The following is a 20,917-nucleotide window of genomic DNA, read 5'->3' as shown; positions in this document are numbered from 1 at the left end:
CCATGCCCGATACAGCCCCTTCCCAGCCCCTCTTTGACAGTCAGCAGTTCTCCGCCTACTCGGTCAAGGTGGAGTCCTTCGAGGGGCCGCTCGACCTTCTCCTGCATCTGATCAAGAAGAACGAGCTGGATATCTACGATATCCCCATCGCCATCGTCACCCGCCAGTATCTGGAATACCTGGAGGTGATGAAGGAACTCAACCTGGAGATCGCCGGCGAGTTTCTGGTGATGGCCTCGACCCTGCTGCAGATCAAGTCCAAGCTGCTCTTGCCACTCCCTGAAGAAGAGGATAGCGGCGAGGACGAGGAGCTGGACCCCCGTGCGGAACTGGTCCGGCGGCTGCTCGAATACCAGAAGTACAAGGAAGCGGCTGCCGGCCTGGCCGGCCGCGAGCTGCTCGGCCGCGACGTCTTTACCCGTACCATCCCCTTTGTCGACGAGTCGCTGCTTCCGGCCGGCGAAGAGCCGCTGGAGATCGAGCTGTTCGAGCTGGTGGACGCCTTTCGCCGCGTGCTTGCCCGCATCCCGGTGGAGCGCTTCCATGAGGTCGTCAGTGAATCGATCAGCGTTGCCGACCGGATCGGTCGCATCCTCGATCTGGTCCAGTCGCGGCAGTCGGTGCAGTTCGACGACCTCTTCGACGACGAGGAGATAACGCGCGAACTGGCGATAGCGACCTTCCTGGCTCTCCTCGAACTCTGCAAGCTGAAAACGATCAAGGTCTCCCAGTTGACCCCGTTCGGCGTGATCTGGCTCGTGCCGGGGGCACTGGAACCTGAGGAGGACTCTGCCGGAGTGGACGACGATGACAGCGAAAAGCCTTAAATCATTGCTGGAGTCCCTCTTTTTCGTTGCCGAAGGTCCGCTTTCCCTGGACCGGCTGACAGCGGTGCTGGAGGAGTTCGACCGGGCCGAGATCGCCCTGGCGCTCGATGAGCTGGCAACTGAGTGCATAGCCCAGGAGCGGGGGATCATCCTGGCCGAGGTTGCCGGCGGCTACCAGCTCCGCACCCCTTCCGAGCACACCGAGTATCTCAAGCGGTTGCAACGGAGCAGAGGGGCGAAATTCAGCCAGTCCGCCCTGGAGACCCTGGCGATCATCGCCTATCGGCAGCCGGTGACCCGTGCCGAAGTGGAATACCTGCGGGGCGTCGACTGCGGCGGTGTGCTGAAGACGCTCCTGGAGAGGAAACTTATCCGGATTCTCGGCAAGAAAGACGTGCCGGGCAAGCCGCTGGTCTACGGCACGACCAGGGAGTTTCTCGAAGTCTTCAGCCTCAAGAACCTGACCGCACTCCCCACCCTCAAGGAGATCCAGGACCTGGCAGAGCCGCCGGTCTTCGAAGAACAGGCAGAACTGCCGTTGGAAGGCGATCCGTCCCCTCCCGAATTCCCCAGCGGTGAATGACCCCTCGTTGCATTCCCTTCACAATCGGGTAAGCTGACAGGAAGGGTGTCCGCCGCGACACCCTGTCTCCATACAGCACCAGACCTGTTCCGGTACGGGAGGATGCCATGATTCGCCAGCCAGCCGTAGCCAATCAGTTTTACACCGGTGATACGCAGCGACTTCGAGCCGAACTTGATACCCTGATCGTCCGGTCGGCAGAACCGGAGCAGGTCATCGGCGTCATCTCTCCCCATGCCGGCTACATCTATTCCGGCGCCGTCGCCGGCGCTCTGTTCGGTGCCATCGCCATTCCCCGGACCGTCCTCATCCTCGGTCCCAATCACCACGGGCTCGGGGCACGCGTCTCCCTCTATCCCTCCGGCACCTGGCATACCCCGCTCGGCAACGTACCGATCGACGCGACTCTCGCCGCGCTGGTGCGTCGCCACGCCCCCATGGTGGAGGAGGAGACGGCGGCCCACCTGCGTGAACATTCCCTGGAAGTCCAGGTACCGTTTCTCCAGCACCTGCAACCAGAACTCGCCATTGTCCCGATCTGTCTCGGATTCGGAGATTATGCCACCTGCCGGCAGTTGGGGGAGGGTATTGCCGTGGCGATCCGGGAATATGGCGCTCCGGTTCTCATGGTTGCCAGTTCCGACATGACCCACTACGAGTCCGCAACCGTCGCCAGGGAGAAGGACGACATGGCGCTGGAACGCGCCCTGGCGCTCGATGCAGAAGGGCTGCTCGCCGTCTGCCGGTCCAAGCGTATCACCATGTGCGGCGTGGTCCCTTCCACAGTCATGCTGGTGGCCGCCAAGGCCCTGGGTGCTTCCGAGGCCCGAATGGTGCGGTATGCCAACAGCGGCGATACGAACGGAGATTACGAGCAGGTGGTGGGATACGCATCGGTTGCCGTATGGTAGTTTCCGTCCGGAAAGGGTTCTTTTCCGCCCTGGCGGCGTCAATCCGCGGGATTGCTTGTGCGGCGTACCGATGTACGCCTCCGTGCAATCCCTTGATTTCCTTGCCAGGACGAAAAATCCCTCTTTTCCGATCCGGAAACCATTCGTTTCCATCCGAAGTTTCCGGATGGAAACGAATCAGCGAGTAGGGGAGAAATGGACCGGGCAGACAGCGACTACGAGAACAGATACCAGTCCCTCTTCGAGGAGATGCCGGTCGGCGTTTTCTATCAGGACGCAGATGGCACGCTGATCGATGTCAATCGGGCAGCACTGGAGATGTTCGGCCTGAGCCGGGACCAGCTCCTTGGCAGGACTTCGTACCATCCCGAGTGGCGGGTCATCGACGAGAACGGAACTGAACTGCCTCCGGAACGGCATCCATCCATGGTTGCGCTTCGGACCGGGAAACCGGTCGCCAATGCGGTTGCCGGCGTCTATTCCCCCGAGCGGGGAGATTTTACCTGGCTGCGGATCACTGCGATCCCCCAGTTCATGCCGGGAGTGACGGCTCCCTTCCGGGTTTTCGTCACCCTGCTCGACATCACCGAGCGCAAGCAGACCGAAGATATCATGGCGGCTCGCCTGCGGCTGCAGCAATTCGCCACTTCTGCCTGTTCGCTGGAAAAACTCCTCCAGGCAACCCTGGACGAGGCGGAAAAGCTGACCGGCAGTTCCATCGGTTTCTATCATCATTTCAGCGATGATCAGCAGGCGCTCACGCTCCAGGCATGGTCCACCCGGACCATGACCGAATTCTGCCGGGCCGAGGGGAATGGCCTGCATTATCCCCTGGCACATGCTGGGGTCTGGGTCGACTGCATCCGCGAGCGTCGGCCGGTGATCCACAATGATTATGCCTCGCTGCCGCACCGCCGGGGGATGCCGGAAGGGCATGCCGACGTCGTGCGGGAGCTGGTGGTTCCGGTCTTTCGCAACGAAAAGATTGTGGCGATCATCGGGGTCGGCAACAAGACAACCGGCTATCACCAGCAGGATGTGGAAGCGGTCTCGCTATTGGCGGACCTTTCCTGGGACATCACCGCGCGCATGAATGCAGAATCCCGCCAGCAGGAGAGTGCCGAGCTGTTCCGGACCCTCACCGAAACCACCAGCGACGGGTTCTGGATAACGGATGCGGATGGCAGGATCATTGAGGTCAATGACGCTGCCTGCAGGATATACGGATACGGGCGGAACGAATTGCTGGGCAAGTCCCTCCGCGACTTCGAGGAGATCGAAAACGAGCAGGAGACCCAGGATCATGTTCAGCGGATCATCGCCAACCGGTTCGAACGCTTCGAAACCAGGCACAGATGCAGGGATGGCACCGTTATCGACGTGGAGGTGAGCACTACCTTCATCCCCGGTAAAAACCAGTTCCTTGCCTTCCTGCACGGGGTGACCGATCTGAAACGCTCCGAAAAGGCGCTACGCGACAGCGAATTGCTGCTCAGAGAGGCGCAGAGGGTAGGGCATCTCGGCACCTATGCCTATGACATCCCCATTGACCGGTGGAGCTGTTCGCCGGAACTGGATCGGATCTTCGGTATCGACGATTCCTTTCCGCGGACCTTCAATTCCTGGCTTTCGCTGGTACATCCCGACCACCGCACCAGGATGGACCAGTATTTTTCCTCGCTGCACCGTACCCAGACATGGTTCGACATGGAGTACCCGATCGTGCGCCCCGTTGATGGCGCCGAGCGCTGGTTGTACGGCACCGGTGAATTCACCAGGGACGACGCGGGCAGCCCGATCAGGATGATCGGCACGATCCAGGATATCACCGAGCGGAAATCCCGCGAGATCGACTCGTTGCGGATGCTGCAGGCGCTGATAGACCTGGCCCGTAACAAGGCGCTCTATGTTGTCCAGCTCCCTGCTGCGCTGGCAACCATAACCGAGGCTGCGGCAGAGGCGCTCGGGACCTGGCGTGTCAGTGTCTGGTTCTACAGCGACGATCATGAGGGGATCGTCTGCAGCGACATGTTCGACCTGGAGCAGCGGCGTCATTCTCAGGGGGATTTCCTGAAGATCGCCGATTTTCCCGCCTATTTTGCCGCCGCTGCAACCGGCGAGGTCATCGCTGCCCACGACGCCTGCAACGACCCGCGCACCGTGGAATTTACCGAGCGATTCCTCTTCCCCAACGGCATCACCTCCCTCTTGAATGTGCCGATCCTTGCCGAAGGGCAGGTGTTGGGCGTTGTCTGCCATGAACATGCCGGACTGGCACGGAACTGGACCCTTGAGGAGCAGAGTTTCGCCATGGCCGTAGGCGGCTTCGTCTCCATGCTGGTCGAGATGAACCAGCGCAGAAACGCCGAGGCGGAGTTTCGCAGGCTCAATGAGCAGCTTGAACAGCGCGTGGCCGAGCGCACTGCCCAGTTGGAGGCGATAAATCGGGAACTGGAATCGTTCTGCTACTCGGTATCCCATGACCTGCGAGCCCCGCTGCGGCATATCGGCGGATTCAGCAGGATGCTGCTCGATGACCACGTGCAGCAGCTCGACCCACATGGTATCCACTGCCTGCAGCGGATTGCAGCCGGGGTCGAAAAGATGCAGGGGCTGATCGACGACCTGCTCGCCCTGTCGAGGGTGAACCGGGCCGAACTGCACCGCCAGAAGCTCAATCTCTCCTCGCTGGTGCGGGAACTGGCCAGTGATCTGAAAAACACCTATGCTGGGCGCGATGTGGAGATCGTCATCGCCAACGGCATCGAGGTTCAGGGAGACCCCGGTCTCATGCGGGTTGCCCTGGAGAACCTCCTGCACAATGCCTTCAAATACACCGGCAAGCGAGATCATGCGGTCATCGAGTTCGGTTCGTTCGAGCGGGTCGGCGAGAAAATATTCTTTATCCGTGACAATGGCGCGGGTTTCGACATGGCCGGCTACGAAAACCTGTTCGGCGTCTTTCGCCGACTGCACCGCGAGACCGAATTTCCCGGCACCGGCGTCGGCCTGGCAACGGTCCAGCGGATCATCCGGCGCCATGGCGGCAGGATCTGGGCAGAAGGGGTGCCGGACGCCGGGGCAACATTCTATTTCACGCTGCACTAACCTGGTTTCCAGCCGGAAACGGTTCTTTTCCGCCCTGGCGGTGTCAATCTGCGGGATTCCTTGTGCGGCGTAGCGCTGCTACGCCTCCGCGCAATCCCTTGATTTCCTTGCCAGGACGAAAAATCCCTCGTTTCCGATCTGGAAACCGGCAATGTCTCATCCGATGTATCCGGTTGGACACTAGTCTGGAAACTTCACTGCCACAGGGGGATTCTGCCCGGCTTTTGGGGGCAGGCTTGTCGATGGAAGTCATAACTACGCACATCAATGCCGATTTCGATTGCCTGGGCGCCATGGTAGCGGCTCACAAGCTCTATCCCGACGCCCATATGGTTTTTGCCGGGTCCCAGGAAAAGAGCATGCGCGACTTTTTTCTCAAGTCGTCCAGCTATGTCCTTAATTTCACTCGGATCAAGGATATCGATTTCGATCGTATCGACCGGCTGATCCTGGTCGACTGCCAGCACACCTCGCGGATCGGCCGTTTTGTCGACGTGGTCCGCCGGCCGGGCGTATCGGTCCATATCTATGATCACCATCCGGAATCTGCCGGCGACATCGGGCATGACGGCGGCCTGATCCGCGAATGCGGTTCCTCAACCACGATCATCGCCCGCATCCTCGAGGGACGGGGGATTGGGGTCTCCCCCATCGAGGCGACCCTGATGATGCTCGGCATCTACGAGGACACCGGCAGCCTCACCTTCGTCTCCACCACCGAGGACGATTACCTGGCTGCTGCCTGGCTCCTGAAGCAGGGGGCCAACCTGAACACGGTGGCGGACTTCATGACCCAGGAGCTGACCGCCGAACAGGTCTCGCTCTTGAACGACCTGCTCAAGTCGCTGCAGACCATTACCCTGAACGGCATCACCGTTTCCATTGCCCAGGCCTCCCTTGACTACTATGTGGGGGATATTGCCGTGCTTGCCCACATGATGCGGGACATGGAGAACCTGGAGGCGCTGTTCCTGGTGGTCGAGATGGGGAGCAGGGTGCACATCGTGGCACGCAGCCGCATCCCCGAGGTGAACGTGGGGGAGATCCTGCGCGAAATGGGGGGGGGCGGACATGCCACGGCAGCTTCGTCAACCATCCACGAGCTGACCATGATCCAGGTGATGGCACGTCTGGAAGAGGTGCTGCGACTGAAGGTGAACCCGCGCCGGGTCGCCAGGGACATCATGTCGATGCCGGTGAAGACGGTGACGGTGCAGACGAGTCTTGTCGAGGCACGTGATCTCCTGACGCGCTACAACGTCAATGCCATGCCGGTTCTGGCTGGTAGGAACATGGCCGGCATCATCTCCCGCCGGATCGTGGAAAAGGCGCTCTACCACAACCTGGGGCATCTCCCGGTCAGCGAGTACATGCACACCGAATACCTCTCGGCCACCCCCGACACCCCGGTCCAGGAGATCCAGGAGTACTTCGTCAGGCATAACCGCCGCTTTGCTCCGGTTTTCGACGGGGAGGAACTGGTCGGGGTCGTGACCCGGACCGACCTGCTCCGCTCCATGTATGCCGGCGAGGCGCTCTACGACCTGGCCCGCGAGGCGTTGCCGATGCGGAGCAAGGAGGTTGCCCGTCTCATGCAGGGGAAGCTCTCCCGTCGCGTGCTGCAGCTCCTGAAGGAAGCGGGGGAGACCGGCACCGCGCTCGAACTGCCGGTCTACGCGGTGGGCGGCTTCGTGCGCGACCTGTTGCTCGGGATCGAAAACCTGGACATCGACATCACCGTGGAAGGAGATGGCATCCTCTTTGCCGAGACCTTTGCCCGCAGCCATGGCTGCCGCTGCAAATGCCATCACAAGTTCGGCACGGCAGTGATCGTCTTCCCGGACGGCTTCAAGATCGATGTGGCGAGCACCCGCCTGGAGTTCTACGAAACCCCGGCTGCGCTCCCCATCGTGGAGCGTTCGTCCCTCAAGATGGACCTCTACCGGCGCGATTTTACCATCAATACCCTGGCCATTCAGCTGAACAGCGGGGACTTCGGCCTCCTGATCGACCACTTCGGCGGTCAGCGGGACATCCACGAACAGACCATCAGGGTCCTGCACAACCTCTCCTTTGTCGAGGACCCGACCAGGGTGTTCCGCGCCATCCGTTTCGAGCAGCGCCTCGGCTTCCATATCGCCACCCATACGGAAAACCTGATCAAGAACGCGGTCCGGATGAATTTCCTGGAAAAGCTTGGGGGGAAGCGTCTGCTCACCGAGCTGGTGATCATCCTCCGGGAGCGTGATCCCCTTGCTGCCGTGGGTCGAATGGCCGAGCTGGAACTGCTCCGCTTCATCCATCCCGAGCTGAAGCTGACCGCTGAGACGCGCCGCGTGCTGGATGAGTCGCGCCAGATCATCTCGTGGTTCGAGCTGCTCTTCCTCGACCGCCGATACGAAAAGTGGGTGGTCTATTTCCTGGGACTCTGCGAGACCCTGGAGGACGAGGCATTTGTGGCGGTCTGCATCAGGCTGGCGGTGAGCGAACACTACCGGGAAAAACTGGCCGAGATGCGGCGCCGGGGCAGGCAGATCATGGAGGCATCGACACGCCGCAGCCTGCGTCGGGACAGCCTGACAAAGAGCGATGTCTACAAGATGTTCAGCGATCTTTCCGTCGAGGTCCTGCTCTACCTGATGGCGCGCACCAGGGAAGAGGAGATGAAAAAACACCTCTCCCTCTATTTCACCCAGCTGCAGAATGTCCATTGCCTCATCACCGGCACCGACATCATGGCAATGGGGGTCCCCGAGGGGCCGCTGGTGGGGATGATTCTCGGTTTGCTGCTGGAGGCACGGCTCAACGGCGAGGTGATGAGCCGGGAAGACGAGTTGCGCTTCGTCATCGCTGCCCGCGATCGGCTGTTGCACGAGCGCAACAGTTCCGGCGATATGGCCGAGTCGCGACAATAGCCCGAATTATAATGAGAAAACAGCCCGGCACCATCCGGGGTGAAGTGAAATCGCCACAAAGGAATTGACTGTTCGTCGGTTTGGGTTATAGTAGGAACCGGCAATACACCGGATATCAGACGGTTTTCACGTTCTTGCCCCTGCCTGTTGCCCTGGCCCGATAGTTGCTAGTTGCAGGATACCCGTAACAACCGAACAGTCACGAGAGGGGATGGTATGAAGAAGATGAAGAGAATCCTGGCACTGACCCTGGCAGTATCCCTTTTGACCCTGTGGAACCTTCCCTGTTACGCATCCGACAACGGCTTCAAAGATACCTTTGAAAATGCCTTCTACGGCGGTCTCGCCGGTACCCTGGTGGGTGCTGCCTTGCTGGCATTTACCAACAAGCCGGGCGACCACCTTGATTACATGGTCTATGGTGCTGCCGGTGGCGTCCTGCTCGGTGCGACCTTCGGCATCGCCAAGTCCACCAGGGCCCTGGCGGAATACGAGAACGGCAAGGTGAAATTCGCCATCCCGACCGTGATCCCCGAACTGCGCGAGAACGCGGCGACCGGCCAGGCATCCCTGGCATTCAACGCCCAGCTGGTGCGGGGCAACTTCTAACCCTTTGTACAGATACCTGTCGAAAGGCGGTCTTCGGACCGCCTTTTTTTATTCCTCCGTTTCCGGCCGCCGGACCGGAGGCTTTCCTGTTGACACCCGCCCGTGGGAGCGGGTAAAAGAAGACCACATTCCCCAGGAGGTTGGCTGATGAGTACCGAAGGTCAGAAAATCATTTACACCATGATGCGGGTTTCCAAGTTCTACGACAAGAAGCCGGTCATCAAGGATATCTCGCTCTCCTATTTCTATGGCGCCAAGATCGGCGTCCTCGGCCTGAACGGCTCGGGCAAGTCCTCGCTTTTGCGGATCATGGCCGGGGTGGACAAGGAGTTCAACGGCCAGGCAGTCCTCTCCCCCGGCTACACGGTCGGCTACCTGGAGCAGGAGCCGAAGCTGGACGAGGCCAAGACCGTGCGCCAGATCGTGGAGGAGGGGGTGCAGGCGACGGTGGACCTTCTGGCCGAGTTCAATGCCATCACCGACAAGTTTTCCGAGCCGGATGCCGACTTCGAGAAGCTGTGCGATCGGCAGGCGGAGCTGCAGGAGAAGCTGGACCATCTGGAAGCCTGGGACCTGGATTCGCGGCTGGAGATGGCCATGGATGCGCTCCGCTGCCCGAACGGCGATACGTCGGTCAAGGTGCTCTCAGGCGGCGAGAAGCGGCGGGTGGCGCTCTGCCGCCTGCTCCTGCAGAAACCGGACATCCTGCTCCTGGACGAACCGACCAACCATCTGGACGCCGAAACCGTGGCATGGCTGGAGCATCACCTCCAGAGCTACCCCGGCACGGTCATTGCCGTCACCCATGACCGTTACTTCCTCGACAACGTGGCCGGCTGGATCCTGGAACTGGACCGGGGGGAGGGGATCCCCTGGAAGGGGAACTATTCTTCCTGGCTGGAGCAGAAGCAGACACGGCTCGCCAACGAGGAGAAGCAGGAGAGCGAGCGGCAGAAGACCCTGCAGCGCGAGCTGGAATGGATCAGGATGTCCCCCAAGGGGCGGCATGCCAAGTCCCAGGCCCGCATCAGCGCCTACGAGCAGCTGGTCAACGAGGCGGGTGAGAAGCAGGCAAAGGAGCTGGAGATCTATCTCCCGGCCGGCCCGCGCCTGGGTGACGTGGTCATCGAGGCGGAGAATGTCGCCAAAGCCTATAACGACCGGCTCCTGTTCGAGGGGATGACCTTCAGGCTGCCGCGCGGCGGCATCGTCGGCGTTATCGGCCCCAACGGTGCCGGCAAGACCACGCTGTTCCGTCTGATCACCGGCCAGGAGACCGCCGATTCCGGCACGATCCGGGTCGGCGATACGGTGAAGCTCGCCTATGTCGACCAGAGCCGCGATGCCCTCAACCCGGAGAAGAGCATCTGGGAAGAGATCGCGGAAGGGGCAGATACCATCCAGCTCGGCAGGGTGAGTGTCAACTCCCGCGCCTACGTGGCCCGCTTCAACTTCTCCGGCAGCGACCAGCAGAAAAAGGTCGGCACGCTCTCCGGCGGCGAGCGGAACCGGGTTCACCTCGCCAAGATCCTCAAGGAGGGCGCTAACGTCGTCCTGCTCGACGAACCGACCAACGACCTGGACGTGAACACCATGCGCGCACTCGAAGAGGCGTTGGAAAACTTCGGCGGCTGCGCCGTGGTCATCTCCCACGACCGCTGGTTCCTCGACCGGATCGCCACCCATATCCTGGCCTTCGAGGGGGACAGCACCGCAGTCTGGTTCGAGGGGAACTACTCGGAATATGAGGAAGACCGGCACAAGCGTCTCGGCGCGGCCGCAGACATCCCGCACCGGATCAGGTACCGCCAGCTGACCCGCTAGAGGGAGCCCGACCAACCCATGCACCTGCACCTGGTCACCATCCATGCCATGCACTCCCCCCAGGCCGTGCCGCTGGCAGCCGCCAGCCTCAAGGCCTTCCTCGATGCGCGCGACAACCGGAACCCCCCGGTAACGGTCACCTGCGCCGAGATCTTCTCCGGCACCCCCCTGGATGCGGTCGCTGGCGAGATCCTTGCGCTTGAGCCGGACATGGTCGGCTTTCCGCTCTACGTCTGGAACCGGGCAGAGTGTTGCGGCCTGGCGGAATTGCTGCGCCGGGCCGCGCCGGGCCTCATGATCATCGCCGGCGGCCCGGAAGCGACCGCCGATCCCGAGGGCGTCCTCAAGGAGGCGCCCTTTGACCTCGTGGTGATCGGCGAAGGGGAGTTTACCCTGGCCGAGCTGTTCGATCGCCTTGCTGCCGGTGTAGCCATCGACGATCTGCCGGGGATCGCCCGGCTCGTCCATGGCCGAGCCGTCTCTGTCAAGCGTCCGCCGATCCCCGACCTGGGTCTGCTTACTTCTCCCTACCTCTCCGGTCTGCTCGACGCCCATATCCCGAACGGAGTGGTCTGGCAGCTGTCGCGGGGCTGCTCATTCGGCTGTGATTTCTGCTTCGACGGCATGGGTGACCGCAAGGTCCGGCGCTACCCGCTGGAGCGGCTGGAAGCGGAACTGGACTATGTCCTGGCCCATAGGGTGAACCAGATCTTCGTCCTCGATTCCACCTTCAACCAGGATGTGAAGCGGGCCAAGACCCTGCTCCGGCTGATCGCGAAAAAGGCCCCTCATGTTCATTGCCATTTCGAGGTGCGGCACGAACTGCTGGATTCGGAGCAGGCCAGGCTCTTTGCCGGGTTGACCTGTTCCCTGCAGATCGGTCTGCAGAGCGCCGATCCCGAGGTGGCCCGCAACGTGGGCCGAGCATTCAGGCGCGACGATTTCGTTGCCAAGATCGGGATGCTCAACGAAACCGGCGTTATCTTCGGCTTCGACCTGATCTACGGCCTGCCGGGCGACAGCCTGGCCCGATTCAGGGAGGGGCTCGATTTTGCCCTCTCCCTCTATCCCAACCACCTGGACATCTTTCCCCTCTCGGTCCTGCCCGGCACGGCGCTTGCCGGCCGCGCCACAGCCCTCGGCATGAAGCACCTGGCAAAGCCCCCCTATACCCTGCTGGAGACGCCGACGTTCCCGGCTGCCGATATGGTTCGTGCCCGCCGACTCGGGGCTGCCTGCGACATCTTCTACAGCAGGGGCAAGGCGGTGGCCTGGTTCAATGGCGTGGTCGCAACGCTCCGCCTGACGCCGGTCGCCTTCCTGGAGCGCTTTGTCGCCTGGCTGCAGGAACAGGGAGCAGGGGAGTGCGACGAGTCCCGCTTCGGCGACGAGGCAATCTGGCGGCTGCAGCGGGAGTTTCTTACCGCCCGGTTCACCCGGCAGCGGGTCGGACGCCTCTTGCCGCTCGCCCTCGATTTCGTGGACTACCATTACCATTATGCCGCCACCGTCATGGCGGTGCCGCCGCAGCTTCCCGGCCGGCGAAAGCCCTCCCGTGCCGACCTGCTCCGCAAACCGCTCATGCTGGCGCCGTCGTCGCGGCTGGCCACGTTCACCTACGAGATCCTCGATCTCCTGGAGACCGGGGAGCCCGACCTGCGCGCAATAGCCGCCACCCTGCAGCCGTCGGGATCCTATGCGGCCATCTATCCCCATGACGGCCAGGTCTGTACCGAGTCGCTGGCTGAACCCTATTTCCGCCTGCTGGAACGGCTCGACGGTGAGACACCGGCAGCCCTTCTGGCCGCCGATCTGGAGATTGCTGCTGACGAGGCAGGGGATTTTCTCGCATTTGCGACTGCGGAGGGGATCGTTACCCCTGTTGCACCTCTAGGCGCCTAATCCTTGGTCACATCCCTGTGCGTTCATGCCTGTAATGCCATCCCCTGTGCGTTTGCAAATTCGCAGGGGTGTGTTATAAGCGCTCAGTGGGCCGCTGCATGAATCAACAGACAGAGCAGGGGGGAAACGGGTGACATCCCAATCGTTCGAGCCGGGAGAGGATCAGCGCGTGCAGCTGGTTGATACCTTCGGGCGGACCATCAATTATCTGCGGCTTTCCGTGACCGATCGCTGCAATCTCCGCTGCCACTACTGCATGCCCGACAAGGGTGTGGAAAAGCTTGCCCACGGCGATATCCTCAGTTACGAGGAGTTGCTGCTGATCGCCCGGACAGCGGTGCAACTCGGGGTGGAAAAGGTGCGGGTGACCGGCGGGGAGCCGCTGGTGAGACGCGGCATTACCTCGTTCCTGGCCCGGCTGGCCGGGCTGCCGGGGCTCAGGCACCTGGTGCTCACCACCAACGGGCTGCTCCTGGCAGAGCTGGCTGCCGATCTCAGGCACGCCGGCGTGCAGCGGGTCAACGTCAGTCTCGATTCGCTCGATCCGGCGACCTTTGCCGCCATCACCCGCGGTGGCGATCTGGCCCGCGTCCTAGCCGGGCTGGCTGCTGCGGATAGTGCCGGTCTCCCCCTCAAGCTCAACATGGTGGTCATGCGCGGGGTCAACGATGCCGAGATCGAGGCGTTTGCCCGACTGACCCTGGAGAGCCCCTTTGCGGTCCGCTTCATCGAATACATGCCGACCCTGCAGGATAGCGGCTGGCAGGAGCAGATCGTTCCCGGCAGCGAGATCCTGGAGCGCCTGGCGAAACGGTTCCGCTTCGCCCTGGTCGATCGGGGCCCCTATGCCGGGCCGTCCCAGGATTTCAGGATCGAAGGGGCCAGAGGAACCTTTGGCATCATTACCCCGGTTTCGGGGCACTTCTGCAGCGATTGCAACAGGATTCGGGTCACGGCGGCCGGAGAGGCGCGCAGTTGTCTCTTTTCCGCAGCGGGCATCGACCTGAAGCCATTCCTTCGGCCTGAGGATGGCGAGGGGCTGCGGGAGGCCCTGCGCCGGCTGGTGGAAGAGAAGCCGCACCGGCACGGGATGAACCGCTGTGGCTGCGAACACGAGCCGTTTGTCATGGCCAAGATCGGCGGATAGGCAAAATGGAGGAGAGATGGCCAGCGTAACAGCGGTCTGCGTGAGCAAGGAGAAGGGGGAGCGGAAGGTGCCGGTCCCCAGGGTCGAACTGGTGGTCGGTCATGGCATCGAAGGGGATGCCCATGCCGGTGACTGGCATCGCCAGGTGAGCCTTTTGGCCAGCGAGAGCATCGCCAAGATGCGCGCGCTCGGGCTGGATGTCTCCAGTGGGGACTTTGCCGAGAACATCACCACCGCCGGCATCGAGCTGATCGCCCTCAAGGTGGGGGACCGGCTGGCGATTGCCGATGCGCTGCTGGAGATCACCCAGCTCGGCAAGGAGTGCCATAGCCGCTGCGCCATCTACCACCAGGCCGGCGACTGCGTGATGCCGAAGGAGGGAATCTTCGCCCGCGTGCTGCGGGGGGGGACCATACAGCCCGGAGACGAGATCACGCAGGTCTTTCCCGAGACCGGGAGTCCTGCAGGAGGGGAGTCATGACGACGTTGGCGCAAGCCTTGACACAGATACTCGATTCGGTTACGCCGCTCGACACGGAGCTCGTGGAACTGGGGAGCGCCCTCGGCAGGGTCATTGCCGGGGAGATTGTCGCCCTCTGGGATCTGCCGATGGTCGACAACTCGGCAATGGACGGATATGCCGTCCGCCATGTCGACTGTACCCCCTGTGCATCATTTCGCGTCACCGGCTTTCTGCCGGCGGGGAATGAGCTGGTGCCCCAGGTACGGCAGGGGGAGGCGGTCAAGATCATGACCGGCGCGCCGATCCCCGCCGGCAGCGACCTGGTTGTCCCGGTGGAGGAGGCCGAGGAGCGTGACGGGCAGGTCACCTTCTCTGACCCGGTCAGGATGGGACAGCATATCCGGTTTCGCGGCGAGGATGTGCGGGCCGGCCAGACCATCGCCGGACCCGGCACCCTGATCCGGCCGGCGGAGATCAACATGCTGGCATCGCTGGGCAAGGCGCTGGTCCCGGTCTATCGGCGGGCCAGGGTGGCTGTCGTGGCAACCGGCGACGAGCTGGTCGAGCTGGGCCAGCTGCCGGAGCCCGGCTGCGTCATCAACAGCAATTCCCTGGCCCTGGCAGCCGCCATCAGGGAGATCGGGGCCGAACCGGTGATGATCGGCATCGCCCGCGACGATCTCGACAGCCATCGCCGGCTCCTGACCGCTGCCCTGAGCGCCGATGCGGTCATCACCTCGGCGGGGGTCTCTGCCGGTGACCGCGACCTGGTGCGGGACGTCCTGGCAGAGCTCGGGGTTCGCCAGCTCTTCTGGAAGGTCAAGGTCAAGCCGGGTGGGCCGACCGCGTTCGGCATGAAGGGAGCGGTGCCGGTCTTTTCCCTGCCCGGCAATCCCGTCTCCACGCTCCTCACCTTCGAGATGCTGGTCAGGCCGGCGCTGCTCAAGCTGATGGGGCATGCCAGGCTGTTCAAGGTCCCGGTCAGGGCCATCCTTGCCGAAGATGCCCGCCCCCGCGAAGGGAAGACGACGCTGCTGCGGGTGAGGCTTTCCTATGCCGACGGTGCCTGGTCCGCCTCTTCTTCGGGAGACCAGAAGACTAGTTTCCTCCGTACCCAGGTTGCGGCAGACGGCATCGTGCCACTGGCACCGGGCAAGGAGACGCTCCCTGCCGGGAGCGAGGTTGGCGTCCTGGTGCTCGGCGAGCGGCAGTGGTTGGTGGAGTGCTGAGGGAATCAGACGTGGAGGAGCATGATGGCTTTCAATCATTTTGACAGTCGCGGCCAGGCGATCATGGTGGATGTGAGCGCCAAGGAGCCGACCTTGAGGGCTGCCGTTGCCTCTGCCAGGGTGCGGCTCACCCCTGCCATACTCCGGTCGATCCTGGAGGGGGGGGGTGTCAAGGGGGATGTGCTGGGGGTTGCCCGGCTTGCAGGGATTCAGGCGGCAAAACGGACCCCGGACCTGATCCCCCTTGCCCATCCGCTCGCCATCCACCATGTTGCCATTGAGTTCGCACCGGTTCCGGAAACGGGGGTGGTGGCGATCAGGGCAACGGTGAAGGCCCTGGAACGGACCGGCGTGGAGATGGAGGCGATGGTGGCCGCCAGTGTTGCGGCGCTCACGGTCTATGACATGTGCAAGGGCGTGGACAAGGGGATAGCCATCGAAGAGGTGGTGCTGCTCGCCAAGGATGGCGGCAAGAGCGGCAGCTACCGCCGGGGAGAGACATTATGAGGGTGGCAATCCTGACCCTGAGCGACAAGGGGGCCCGCGGCGAGCGGCAGGACCTGAGCGGCCCGGCACTGCAAAGCTGGCTGGAAGGGAAGGGGGCGACTGTCTGTGCAACCGAATTGCTGCCGGACGAGCGCGGGATGATTGCCGAACGGCTGGCATCCTGGGCGGCAAGCGGCAGCGTCGACCTGGTGCTCACCACTGGCGGCACCGGGGTTTCGCCCCGCGATGTGACGCCGGATGCTACCCTGGATGTGGTGGAACGGGTCATACCCGGATTCGGCGAGGAGATGCGCCGGGCGAGCCGGGAAAAGACTCCGCATGCCCTCATCTCCAGGGCGGTTGCCGGCATCCTGAAGTCGACCCTCATCATCAATCTCCCCGGCAGCCCCAAGGGGGCCGTGGAGAACCTCGAAGCGGTCTGGCCCGCCATCCCCCATGCCATAGCCAAGATCCAGGGTGATCCTGACGACTGCGCCTCCTGAACGTCCCTTGCCGGCACTCTTTCCGGCGTCTTTCTCTGGGAGCTTCGGCATGCCGAAAGCGGGTGTCGTGTTACCTCTCGTCGACCAGTTCCGCCAGGTGCCGGTCGATGATCTCCCTGAGCCCTTCCAGTTCTGTCTTCACCTTCACACGCTCTTTCCCCTGCAGGGCGGTCACGTCAATGGCTGTAATTTTTTTCGAAAATGAGCGGCAGAGCCGGTGGTAACCCGGACTGACGGCCTGTTTTGCCGAGGTGCGGGAACGCAGGGCCGCGCGCGACAGCCCTTCCCGGTTATAGCGCCGGTAGAGGGCAAGCATCTCCTCGGTGGTTGAGAGCTTGGCGATCTCCACCAGGATGCTGCGGGCCAGGTCGCGGCGGGGGCGGCATTCGTCGCGGATCTCCAGCGGGAGCCGGGTCAGGGAGATGATCTCGGAAAGGGTGGAGACCGACTTGCCGAGGATGGCGGAGAGATCGGCAAGGGTATAGTCGTGCGAGCTCTTGAGCCGTTCCACGGCCTCTGCCTCTTCGATGCAGCCGAGATCCTGACGGATAAGGTTTTCCACCAGGGCGATCTCGGCTGCCTGGCCGTCGCTGCAGATGGCTGGAATGGTCTTTAGCCCGGCCTGGCGAGCTGCGGCGAGTCTGCGGCCACCGGCGACTGTGAAAATGCTGCCGTCGGGTTCCTGGCGAAAGATCACCGGCTGAAGGAGCCCATGACGGGCTATGGAGATTGCCAGTTCGTCAAGGGACTCTTTGTCGAAGTGCTTGCGGGGCTGTGACGGATCGGGAAGCAGATCGGCAACAGCGACACGGTAGAGCCGGCCCTTCTGGTAGCTCGTGGTAGCCGGAGCCGGGGGCGGTGGTGCCTGCTGCATCACGGTTTCCGGAAAGAACGACAGCTGGTCGAGATGGTGTGCATCCTGCGCTGGTGTGCGTGCCGATTTGTTTGTCATAGCGGTCTCTGTTCCGAGGTTGTCTGCGCACCGGGGGATGGTACACATAAAAAATGGGTTAGCCTGGTGGGGCTAACCCATTGTCGTTCCTGGTGGGCGCTACTGGGATTGAACCAGTGACCCCTGCCGTGTGAAGGCAGTGCTCTCCCGCTGAGCTAAGCGCCCCAAGCACTCTTTCAATAGCAAATGTTCAATTCCCTGTCAAGAACGTTGTGTTGACGGGCCGGCCAATCGCCTGACCAGTGCCGTTGCACGGCTAATACGCCTTGACCTCCCGTTGCACTCCTGCTATATTTCTGCGTCATCATTAAAATCCGAAGTAATGGAAAGTTATACCGAAATGCCGCCTGCCGCGATTTTCGCGGATGTGGGGGGGCCAGGAGGGTGCATGCCGCTCGAACAGGGACTGGTGCAGGTCTATACCGGAAACGGCAAGGGAAAGACGACCGCTGCCCTGGGATTAGCCTTTCGCGCCTGCGGCAGGGGGCTCAAGGTCCTGATGATCCAGTTCATGAAGGGGGGCGGTCCCTACGGCGAGCACCTTGCCGCGGAACGACTTGCGCCCCTCCTGACCATTGTCCCTTTTGGCCGGCCCGGCTGGGTCAACCGCGACAACCCTGACCCGGAAGACCGGCGCCTGGCCCTGGAGGCCCTGGCACTTGGGCATGAAGCCGTGAGTGGCGGCAACTACGACCTGGTGATCCTGGACGAGGTGAACGGGGCGGTCGGCTTCGGCCTGTTGACCGTCGAGGAGGTGCTGGCATGTATCGCTGTCAGGGCGCCTGGCGTGGAGCTGGTCCTGACCGGAAGAAATGCCGACCAGCGCGTTATCGATGCCGCGGACTTGGTGACGGAGATGCGGGAGGTAAAGCACTATTACCGCGCCGGCGTCCCCGCCCGGATTGGCATCGAGAAATAAGGATTTACGGCTCTGAGCGAGTTGAAGCTATTTTCACCCTACAAGGAGATCGACCATGGCTGAAAGAACGTTACGCGTACTGGTTGGAAAGCCGGGCCTGGATGGCCACGACAGGGGGGCGAAGATCATTGCCAGGGCCTTCCGCGATGCGGGTTTCGAGGTTATCTACACTGGTCTGCACCAGACCCCGGAGCAGATCGTCTCTGCCGCCATACAGGAGGATGTGGACTGTGTGGGGCTTTCCATCCTTTCCGGTGCGCACAACACCCTTCTTCCCAGGGTCTGCCAGCTCCTGAAAGAGAAAGACGCCGACGACATCATGGTCTTTGGCGGCGGGGTGATCCCTGATGACGACATCCCCGGTCTGAAGAACGCCGGTCTCAAGGAGGTCTTCACGCCGGGGTCCTCCACCGAGGATATTGTCAAGTGGGTCAGGGACAACGTGCACCCGCGCGCATGAGTTCCGGGAGGTTCCGGGACTTGCGTAGCTCGACGTGATGATCGACGGCGAGATGGATGCCAGGGCATATGAAGGCGAGGGGAATCCCTCGCCTTCGCCATGCCGGGGTGGTGTCTGCCTATGCCGTTTTGCTTGAACTATTGCTGGAAAGAAGGGTACGACCATGTCACTTGCAGAACGGATTCTCCTGGGGGATACCCGCGCCGCAGCGCGGCTGATGAGAGATATCGACGACGGTTACGCCAGCGCCCGCGAAGAGCTGAAGCTCCTCTACCCGCACAGCGGCTCTGCCTACCTCATCGGCATCACCGGACCCCCCGGAGCCGGCAAATCGACCCTGGTCGACCAGGTCACCGAGGCGTATCGCCGTCGCGGCAAGCGGGTCGGCATCGTGGCGGTCGATCCCACCAGCCCGTTTACCGGCGGAGCGATCCTGGGGGACCGCATCCGCATGAACCGGCATGCCGACGACGAAGGGGTATTCATCCGGAGCCTGGCAACACGTGGCCATCTCGGCGGCGTCTCCCGTTCCACCGGGGACGTGGCGCTGGTGATGGACGCCATGGGGATGGACGTGGTGATCATCGAGACCGTCGGGGTGGGGCAGGATGAGGTGGATATCGTCAAAATGGCCCATACCACGGTGGTGGTGATGGTGCCCGGACTCGGCGACGACATCCAGGCCATCAAGGCGGGCATCCTTGAGATCGGCGACGTGTTCGTGGTGAACAAGTCGGACCGGCCCGATGCCGACCGGACGGTCCGGGAGTTGACGACCATGCTGGAGATGAACAGTGCCAGGGCCGATGACTGGCGGCCCAAGGTGATGCGGACCGAGGCACACCGGGGGACCGGGATCGCGGAGTTGGTGGAGGAGTTCGAGACGCACCGTTCGCACCTGTTCGGTTCTGCGGCCATACACCGCTTCCTTGCGGAAAAGGGCGCACGTACCTTCATGGAGATCCTCAAGGATCGGCTTTTTGCCGAGGTCTTTGCCCCTCTGGAGGCAGACGGCCGTTTTGCCCGGATCGTAGACGATCTGGCCAACCGGCGCATCGACCCGTACAGCGCGGTTGAAGCGGTGGTTGCCGAACGCTTTGCCGCAGGAGCAGACAACTGATCATGAAGATGTACAGTGGAAATTCGCAATCGACGAACACGAAACGCCCGGAGACGGGAAGGCCGCTGCTGCGAAGGATTGCCCTGAGGCTACCGCTGATCCTCATCGTGCTCTTTCTCGGCGGATGGATCATCGTCAAGGAGCCGGCAGTGGTGGACGACCCTGCCGCCAACCCGCAAGACCCTGCCAGGGAGGATCTGAGCAGGGTATTTTATCCCAGTGCGGAGCAGATAGCCTGGCATCCCTACTTCGTCAAGCCGAACGATACCCTCGAATCGCTCTTTGGCAAAGACTGGCCCCTGGTGGCGCGCTTCAACCGGATCGACCGCCGCCATGTCTATCCCGGCATGACCATCAAGGTTCCGGACCGGATGGACGACATCAGGGACTACACCCCGTTGCCGAAGTTCTATGAACCGGCCCGCCGGCATGAGAAGTATATCCTGATCAACATCATGGAGCAGTGGCTGGGCGCGTACGAATACGGGAAGCTCAAGTTCTCCATGCCCGCAGCTACCGGCAGCAGCGGCCACGAGACACCGACTGGGCTGTTCAGGGTCGATGCCCGACACCGTAACCATACCTCGTCGCTGTACAAGACCGAGGATGAGGCGGCGCAGTACCCCATGGACAATGCCATCCGCTTCCATGTGGGGGCGGACAATGTTTCTTATTGGATTCATGCCAGGGATCTTCCCGGCAAGCCGGCTTCCCACGGGTGTGTCGGATTGTATGACGAGTCGATGCAGAAGCGGATCTACAGCTTCCCGACCGATCCGGTGCTTCTCGATTCCAAAAAGCTTTACCAGTGGGCGGTTGGGGAAGACGAATACGAAGACGACACCGGTGCGCTGGAAGAACTTGAGGATGGACCTCTGGTCGAGGTTATCGGAGAGAACCCCGTCTATCTGACAGGGGCCATGCAGCACTAATCACTGTTGTTCCGCTCCGTGCGGCAC

Annotated in this window: 18 protein-coding genes and 1 tRNA gene; 17 read left to right on the top strand and 2 right to left on the bottom strand. The window is 62.2% G+C overall.

Annotated features, from left to right (window positions below; translation table 11 throughout):
- Nucleotides 1–2 precede the first annotated feature (2 nt).
- From GJT30_02380 to GJT30_02320, 13 genes are all read left to right on the top strand, one after another.
- The gene (locus tag GJT30_02380) at nt 3–827 is read left to right on the top strand and encodes a segregation/condensation protein A (GenBank protein MSM38458.1); all 825 of its coding nucleotides are present in this window, start codon (nt 3–5) and stop codon (nt 825–827) included.
- The gene (gene scpB, locus GJT30_02375) at nt 808–1,410 is read left to right on the top strand and encodes an SMC-Scp complex subunit ScpB (GenBank protein ID MSM38457.1); all 603 of its coding nucleotides are present in this window, start codon (nt 808–810) and stop codon (nt 1,408–1,410) included. Before GJT30_02380 ends, scpB begins: the two co-directional genes overlap by 20 nt.
- A gap of 107 nt (nt 1,411–1,517) precedes the next feature.
- The gene (gene amrB / locus GJT30_02370; protein MSM38456.1) at nt 1,518–2,321 is read left to right on the top strand and encodes an AmmeMemoRadiSam system protein B; all 804 of its coding nucleotides are present in this window, start codon (nt 1,518–1,520) and stop codon (nt 2,319–2,321) included.
- Between the two features lie 195 nt (nt 2,322–2,516).
- Nucleotides 2,517–5,429, top strand: a complete 2,913-nt coding sequence (locus tag GJT30_02365) for a PAS domain S-box protein (GenBank protein ID MSM38455.1) — start codon at nt 2,517–2,519, stop codon at nt 5,427–5,429.
- Between the two features lie 242 nt (nt 5,430–5,671).
- Nucleotides 5,672–8,344: a CBS domain-containing protein gene (locus GJT30_02360; protein MSM38454.1), complete on the top strand. Its 2,673-nt coding sequence runs from the start codon at nt 5,672–5,674 to the stop codon at nt 8,342–8,344.
- Nucleotides 8,345–8,560: 216 nt separating this feature from the next.
- Nucleotides 8,561–8,953, top strand: coding sequence for a hypothetical protein (locus GJT30_02355; protein ID MSM38453.1), 393 nt, complete (start codon nt 8,561–8,563; stop codon nt 8,951–8,953).
- A 147-nt stretch (nt 8,954–9,100) separates the two neighbouring features.
- Complete coding sequence (ettA, locus tag GJT30_02350; protein ID MSM38452.1) at nt 9,101–10,777, top strand: energy-dependent translational throttle protein EttA; 1,677 nt, start codon at nt 9,101–9,103, stop codon at nt 10,775–10,777.
- Between the two features lie 18 nt (nt 10,778–10,795).
- Nucleotides 10,796–12,679, top strand: a complete 1,884-nt coding sequence (locus tag GJT30_02345) for a DUF4080 domain-containing protein (GenBank protein MSM38451.1) — start codon at nt 10,796–10,798, stop codon at nt 12,677–12,679.
- A 169-nt stretch (nt 12,680–12,848) separates the two neighbouring features.
- Nucleotides 12,849–13,826 carry a GTP 3',8-cyclase MoaA gene (moaA, locus tag GJT30_02340; protein ID MSM38450.1) on the top strand — a complete coding sequence of 326 codons (978 nt, stop codon included), beginning with the start codon at nt 12,849–12,851 and terminating at the stop codon, nt 13,824–13,826.
- Between the two features lie 16 nt (nt 13,827–13,842).
- A complete protein-coding gene (locus GJT30_02335) occupies nt 13,843–14,307 on the top strand; it encodes an MOSC domain-containing protein (protein MSM38449.1) in 465 nt (154 codons plus the stop codon).
- Complete coding sequence (locus GJT30_02330) at nt 14,304–15,518, top strand: molybdopterin molybdenumtransferase MoeA (protein ID MSM38448.1); 1,215 nt, start codon at nt 14,304–14,306, stop codon at nt 15,516–15,518. The genes GJT30_02335 and GJT30_02330 overlap by 4 nt, the downstream gene beginning before the upstream one ends.
- Before the next feature lie 24 nt (nt 15,519–15,542).
- Nucleotides 15,543–16,025: a cyclic pyranopterin monophosphate synthase MoaC gene (gene moaC / locus GJT30_02325; protein MSM38447.1), complete on the top strand. Its 483-nt coding sequence runs from the start codon at nt 15,543–15,545 to the stop codon at nt 16,023–16,025.
- Nucleotides 16,022–16,507, top strand: a complete 486-nt coding sequence (locus GJT30_02320; protein MSM38446.1) for a molybdenum cofactor biosynthesis protein — start codon at nt 16,022–16,024, stop codon at nt 16,505–16,507. Before moaC ends, GJT30_02320 begins: the two co-directional genes overlap by 4 nt.
- Before the next feature lie 70 nt (nt 16,508–16,577).
- Here the strand turns inward: GJT30_02320 and GJT30_02315 are convergent, their stop codons facing one another.
- Both GJT30_02315 and GJT30_02310 read right to left on the bottom strand, forming a co-directional pair.
- Nucleotides 16,578–17,507 (bottom strand): ParB/RepB/Spo0J family partition protein, encoded by a 930-nt coding sequence (locus GJT30_02315; GenBank protein ID MSM38445.1) that lies wholly within the window; start codon nt 17,505–17,507, stop codon nt 16,578–16,580.
- Nucleotides 17,508–17,549: 42 nt separating this feature from the next.
- Nucleotides 17,550–17,624: transfer RNA gene (locus GJT30_02310), tRNA-Val, on the bottom strand.
- Between the two features lie 223 nt (nt 17,625–17,847).
- Between GJT30_02310 and GJT30_02305 the strand changes: the two genes are divergently transcribed.
- From GJT30_02305 to GJT30_02290, 4 genes are all read left to right on the top strand, one after another.
- On the top strand, nt 17,848–18,378 hold the full coding sequence (locus GJT30_02305; protein ID MSM38444.1) for a cob(I)yrinic acid a,c-diamide adenosyltransferase: 531 nt from the start codon (nt 17,848–17,850) through the stop codon (nt 18,376–18,378).
- 55 nt (nt 18,379–18,433) lie between these two features.
- A complete protein-coding gene (locus GJT30_02300; protein ID MSM38443.1) occupies nt 18,434–18,838 on the top strand; it encodes a methylmalonyl-CoA mutase in 405 nt (134 codons plus the stop codon).
- Nucleotides 18,839–19,001: 163 nt separating this feature from the next.
- Nucleotides 19,002–19,958 carry a methylmalonyl Co-A mutase-associated GTPase MeaB gene (meaB, locus tag GJT30_02295; protein MSM38442.1) on the top strand — a complete coding sequence of 319 codons (957 nt, stop codon included), beginning with the start codon at nt 19,002–19,004 and terminating at the stop codon, nt 19,956–19,958.
- A gap of 8 nt (nt 19,959–19,966) precedes the next feature.
- Nucleotides 19,967–20,890 (top strand): L,D-transpeptidase family protein, encoded by a 924-nt coding sequence (locus GJT30_02290; GenBank protein ID MSM38441.1) that lies wholly within the window; start codon nt 19,967–19,969, stop codon nt 20,888–20,890.
- The last annotated feature ends 27 nt before the right edge of the window (nt 20,891–20,917 follow it).

Origin of the sequence: Geobacter sp. (assembly GCA_009684525.1) — a bacterium.
GTDB lineage: Bacteria > Desulfobacterota > Desulfuromonadia > Geobacterales > DSM-12255 > Geoanaerobacter.
Note: the sequence above shows the minus strand (reverse complement) of the source record. Positions and strands in the feature narration are given on the sequence as shown.